Genomic DNA, 533 nt, shown 5'->3' on the forward strand with positions numbered 1-533 from the left:
GTAGTAGCCTTTGCGGCTGACTTCTAGCTGCTGACAAAGGTAGGTTATGGAGAGCTTTTGATCTCTCACTTTGGCCTGTTCAAGCTGTCTCACGGCTACAAATCGGTCTTTTTTTTTAGATCAATGTGGTAGCGATTCAAGACCACTTCGAGTAGTGTTTTGTTGACCAAGGCCTTGCTCTCAGCCTGGAAGAGGGCTGCTTTGAGGCGAGCGTTTTCACGCTTGAGTTCTGCGTACTCTGGATCTACGTCTTTGTTCTTGTTTGTCTTGCTCATAGTGCTTTGGTTGGGTAACTCTACACCAAAGGTACGCAACCAATTTCGAATGGTGCGTGTGGTGATGCCGTAGCGCTGGCTGGTGGTGGCGATGCTCTCGCCTGTGGCTAGGAGGTCATCGATGACTCTCCACTTGAAATCTAGGGGATATCCCTTTCGTCCTCGGTTACTTTTTTCTTGTTTCATTGTTGTTGGGGTTGGCTTCCCGACTGTGTACTATTTCAGGAGAGGACAAACTGTAGATTGGTCGAAGGGAGG

1 protein-coding gene is annotated in these 533 nt (G+C 48.6%); it reads right to left on the reverse strand.

The features are described from left to right. Positions 1-95 precede the first annotated feature (95 nt). Complete coding sequence (locus tag PORUE0001_RS05265) at positions 96-461, reverse strand: transposase (RefSeq protein ID WP_007364921.1); 366 nt, start codon at positions 459-461, stop codon at positions 96-98. Between the last annotated feature and the right edge of the window lie 72 nt (positions 462-533).

Origin of the sequence: Porphyromonas uenonis 60-3 (assembly GCF_000174775.1) — a bacterium.
In the GTDB taxonomy this organism is placed as follows: Bacteria; Bacteroidota; Bacteroidia; order Bacteroidales; family Porphyromonadaceae; genus Porphyromonas; species Porphyromonas uenonis_A.

Bases quoted from the DNA above. Each gene is read 5' to 3' on its own strand.
- PORUE0001_RS05265 (WP_007364921.1), bottom strand. From the start codon at position 461: ATGAAACAAGAAAAAAGTAACCGAGGACGAAAGGGATATCCCCTAGAT.